The following is a 4,332-nucleotide window of genomic DNA, read 5'->3' on the forward strand; positions in this document are numbered from 1 at the left end:
ACGAGGGGGAGGTCGCCATGCGCGTCGTCGTCACCGGCGCCACCGGCAACATCGGAACCAGCACGGTCCGGGCGCTCGCCGCGGACCCGGGCGTCACCGCCGTCACCGGCCTGGCGCGCCGCGGACCCGGCCGGGCGGCCGACCTCGGCGACCTCGGCGACGGCGGCGGCAAGGTCGAATGGGCCGAGGCCGACGTCACCGACACCGACCTGGTCCCGCTGCTGCGCGGCGCCGGCGCCGTGGTGCACCTGGCGTGGCTGTTCCAGCCCACCCACCGCCCGGCGGTGACGTGGGACGCCAACGCCGTCGGCAGCGCCCGCGTGTTCGACGCCGCCGCGCGGGCCGGGGTGCCCGCGCTGGTGTACTCCTCGTCGGTCGGCGCGTACTCGCCCGGCCCCAAGGACCGGGCGGTCGACGAGTCCTGGCCCACGCACGGCTGGCCCGGCGCCGCCTACAGCCGCGAGAAGGCCTACGTCGAGCGGCTCCTGGACACCTTCGAGGCCGCCCACCCGGACCGCCGCGTCGTGCGGATCCGGCCCGCGTTCGTCTTCGAGCGGCAGACCGCGGCCGAACAGCGCCGCCTGTTCGCCGGGCCGCTGCTGCCCGGCCGGCTCGTCCGCCCCGGCCTGATCCCCGCCGTCCCGGACCTGCCGGGCCTGCGGCTGCAGGCCCTGCACTCCGCCGACGCCGGGGAGGCGTTCCGGCTCGCGGTCACCGGCGGCGTGTCAGGGCAGGCCCGCGGCGCGTTCAACATCGCCGCCGACCCCGTCATCGACGCCACCGAACTCGCCGGCATCCTCGGCGCCCGCACCGTCCGGGTCCCCGCGCGCGGGGTGCGGGCCGCACTGGCCGCCGCGTGGGCGCTGCACCTGGTGCCCGCCTCCCCCGGCCTGTTCGACCTGGCCCTGCGGGTCCCGCTCATGGACATCTCACGCGCCCGCGACGAGCTCGGGTGGACGCCCCGCCGCACCGCCCGCGAGGCCATCGAGGAGTTCCTGGAGGGCCTGCGCACCGGCGCGGGCCGCGACACCCCGCCGCTGTCGCCCGGGGCCGGGGGCCCGGCACGCGCCCGCGAGTTCACCACCGGCATCGGCCGCAAACCCTGACCCGTCACCCGCCGCCCGTCCGCCGCCGTCCGTACCGCCGCTCCGGCGCCCGCACCTGGAGGTCACCCAATGCCGACGATCACTTCGGAGCATCTGCACGCCCTGCTGGCCTCCGCCCACCGCGACGCCGCGCTCGTCGTCGTCGGCGGGCGGGCCGCCGTCGTCCCCGCCGACCCCGGCGGCGACGGTCCCGAGGAGGCCCTGGTCGTCACCACCCGGAACGCCGTGATCGCCGAACTCGACACCGGCGCCAACGACGAGCAGCTCGAAAGCCTCGCCCAGCGCCTGGACGTCGCCCTGGACAGCCTCGGCGGCTGACCGCCCCCGCCACGCCCGCCCGGCAGGGGGCGGTGGGCGGTTCATGGGGTGACGGGGACCTCGACGAACCCGGGGGCGCCGCGCCGCAGGGACGCGCGGCCGGCGGTGACCTGCGCCGCCCACGCCTCGAACCCGTCCAGGTCCGCGACCGGGACGGCCACGTCGGCCTCCACGCCCCGCCCGTAGCGGACGTCGCCCGGACGCGCGCCCCGCGCGTGCAGATCGCCGAGGAACCGGCCCGCCAGCGCGTGCTCCACCCCGACGGTGACCGTCACCACCGGGCACAGCTCCACCACCCCGACCGCGTCGATCGTGTCGGCGACCGCCTGCCCGTAGGCGCGCACCAGGCCGCCCGCGCCGAGCTTCACCCCGCCGAAGTAGCGGGTGACGACCGCGACGGTGCCGGTCAGGCCGCGCCGCAGCAGCACCTCCAGCATCGGGATCCCGGCCGTGCCCGCGGGCTCGCCGTCGTCGCTGCTCCTGGTGATCTCGCCGTGCTCGCCGACGACGTAGGCGGTGCAGTTGTGGGTGGCGTCGCGGTGCGCCCGCCGGTGCCGGTCCAGGAAACGCGCCGCCTCGTCCTCCCCGGCGGCGCGGGCGAGCGTGCAGACGAACCGCGAGCGGCGGATCTCCAGCTCGCGCGACCCCGCCTGTCTGATCGTGCGCATGGCCGCACCGAGTCTACGGCGCTTGACACGACCGCCCGCGCGCGGCCAGCGTGGGGAGGATGGGAGGGATGGGCATGCTGGACGAGTTGTACCGGCGCTGGCTGTTCGAGGTGTGGACCGGTGACTACGACGTCGCCGAGCAGATCCTCACCCCCGGCTTCACCGGGCACTGGCCGAATCTGGAGGTGCACGGGCCCGCCGGGGCCGTCGAGCAGGTCCGCCGCTCGCACGCCTGCTTCGGCGGCGTCCGCACCACCCTGGACGTCGGGCCGGTCGTCGGCGACGGGATGGTCGCCGCCGGATGGAGCTTCCACGGCGAGTACCGCGGCGGCATCCCCGGCGCCACCGCCGCGCCCGGCACCCCGGTGTCCTTCTCCGGGCAGGACATCTTCCGCGCCGAGGACGGCCGGTTCGCCGAATACTGGGTCGTGTCCGACGCCATGGGCCTGATGGCCGCCCTCGGCGCCGTCCGCTGACCCCGGCCACTCGCAGGCTCGCGGGCTCGCGGGCAGGCCGGGTCAGACCAGGCCGATGAGGTCGGCGATGGACGCGACGACGCGGTGCGGCCGGTACGGGAACCGGGCGATCTCGTCCTTGCCGGTCACGCCCGTCAGCACCAGGATCGTCTCCAGCCCGGCCTCGACCCCGGCGACGATGTCGGTGTCCATCCGGTCGCCGACCATCGCGGTCCGCTCGCTGTGCCCGCCGACCACGTTCAGCGCCGTCCGCATGATCAGCGGGTTCGGCTTGCCGACGAAGTACGGCTCCACCCCGGTCGCGCGGGTGATCATCGCGGCGACCGCGCCGCAGGCGGGCACCGACCCCTCCGGGGACGGGCCGACCGGGTCGGGGTTGGTCGCCACGAACCGCGCGCCGCCCTCGATCAGCCGGATCGCCCGGGTGATCTGGGAGAAGCTGTAGGTGCGGGTCTCGCCGAGCACCACGTAGTCGGGGTCGATCTCGGTCAGCACGAAGTCCGACTCGTGCAGCGCCGTCGTCAGCCCCGCCTCCCCGATCACGTACGCCGACCCCTCGGGCCGCTGGTCGGCCAGGAACTTCGCGGTCGCCAGCGCCGACGTCCAGATCGACTCGGCCGGCACCCGCAGCCCGGCCGCCGCGAGCCGCGCCGACAGGTCCCGGCGGGTGTAGATCGAGTTGTTGGTCAGTACCAGGAACGGCTTGCCGGACGCCGACAGCCGCCGGATGAACTCCTCGGCGCCGGGCACGGGGCGCCCCTCGTGGACCAGGACCCCGTCCATGTCCGACAGCCAGTAATCGATCGGCCCGCGCTCGCTCATGCCCCCATTGTCGCAGGCAAGGATCTTCGCCCGGACCGGGCGGGGCGTCCCGGGGACCTGCCCCGGGACGCCCCGTCGTGCTCGTCCGGACCACGGCGCTCTCGGCGCTCGCGCCGCCGTCCGGCCGCCGCGACGCTCGGACGCGGACGCTCAGACGTTGACGCCGAAGTCGGACGCGATGCCCGACAGGCCGGAGGCGTACCCCTGGCCCACCGCGCGGAACTTCCACTCCTCGCCGCTGCGGTACAGCTCGCCGAACACCATCGCGGTCTCGGTCGAGGCGTCCTCCGACAGGTCGTAGCGCGCGATCTCGCTGTTGTCGGCCTGGTTCACCACCCGGATGAACGCGTTGCGGACCTGCCCGAAGTTCTGCTGGCGGCCGTCGGCGTCATAGATGGACACCGGGAACACGATCTTGGCGATCTCGGCCGGGACCGTCGACAGGCTGACCTTGATCTGCTCGTCGTCGCCCTCGCCCTCACCGGTGAGGTTGTCGCCGGTGTGCTCGACCGAGCCGTCGGGGCTCTTGAGGTTGTTGAAGAACACGAAGTGCTGGTCCGACAGCACCTTGTTCTCCGCCGAGCACACCAGCGCGCTGGCGTCCAGGTCGAAGTCGGTCCCGGTCGTGGTCCGAACATCCCAGCCCAGACCGACCACGACGGCGGTCAGTCCTGGAGCCTCCTTGGTCAGCGAGACGTTGCCGCCCTTGCTCAGACTGACTCCCACTGTGTCTACCTCCGTATCGGCCCGCGCGGGCCCGTTGTCACCCACGCGTGTTCGTCTGTCTAACGAGAACGGTAGCCATCTCGCGCGGGTTCCCCCGCCTCCTTGGCAAACTCACGGCGTGGCGTGCGGTTTCTCCGCCTCGGCCCGGCCCTCCGCCCGCCTGTCGCCCGTCCGGTAGGCGACGGTTGGCCGGCGGTTGGCCGACGGTTGGAGGGC

General features: G+C 74.5%; 6 protein-coding genes. 3 read left to right on the forward strand and 3 right to left on the reverse strand.

Features of this window, described 5'->3' with window-relative positions; translation table 11 throughout:
• Positions 1–1,106: NAD-dependent epimerase/dehydratase family protein (locus ETD83_RS39825; protein WP_230421505.1), on the forward strand; the 1,106-nt coding region annotated here is incomplete at its 5' end.
• Positions 1,107–1,175: 69 nt separating this feature from the next.
• Positions 1,176–1,424 carry a hypothetical protein gene (locus ETD83_RS39830; RefSeq protein WP_138650433.1) on the forward strand — a complete coding sequence of 83 codons (249 nt, stop codon included), beginning with the start codon at positions 1,176–1,178 and terminating at the stop codon, positions 1,422–1,424.
• Positions 1,425–1,465: 41 nt separating this feature from the next.
• On the opposite strand, the gene ETD83_RS39835 is transcribed toward ETD83_RS39830, so the two are convergent.
• Entirely contained in the window at positions 1,466–2,092 is a 627-nt protein-coding gene (locus ETD83_RS39835; RefSeq protein ID WP_138650434.1) for an IMPACT family protein, read from the reverse strand.
• Between the two features lie 68 nt (positions 2,093–2,160).
• Here ETD83_RS39835 and ETD83_RS39840 point away from each other — a divergent pair, with 68 nt between their 5' ends.
• The gene (locus ETD83_RS39840; protein WP_138650435.1) at positions 2,161–2,568 is read left to right on the forward strand and encodes an ester cyclase; all 408 of its coding nucleotides are present in this window, start codon (positions 2,161–2,163) and stop codon (positions 2,566–2,568) included.
• 42 nt (positions 2,569–2,610) lie between these two features.
• Here the strand turns inward: ETD83_RS39840 and ETD83_RS39845 are convergent, their stop codons facing one another.
• The gene (locus ETD83_RS39845; protein WP_138650436.1) at positions 2,611–3,390 is read right to left on the reverse strand and encodes an HAD-IIA family hydrolase; all 780 of its coding nucleotides are present in this window, start codon (positions 3,388–3,390) and stop codon (positions 2,611–2,613) included.
• Positions 3,391–3,540: 150 nt separating this feature from the next.
• The gene (locus ETD83_RS39850) at positions 3,541–4,116 is read right to left on the reverse strand and encodes a TerD family protein (RefSeq protein ID WP_138650437.1); all 576 of its coding nucleotides are present in this window, start codon (positions 4,114–4,116) and stop codon (positions 3,541–3,543) included.
• Between the last annotated feature and the right edge of the window lie 216 nt (positions 4,117–4,332).

It is taken from the genome of Actinomadura soli, from assembly GCF_005889715.1.
Lineage (GTDB): Bacteria > Actinomycetota > Actinomycetes > Streptosporangiales > Streptosporangiaceae > Spirillospora > Spirillospora soli.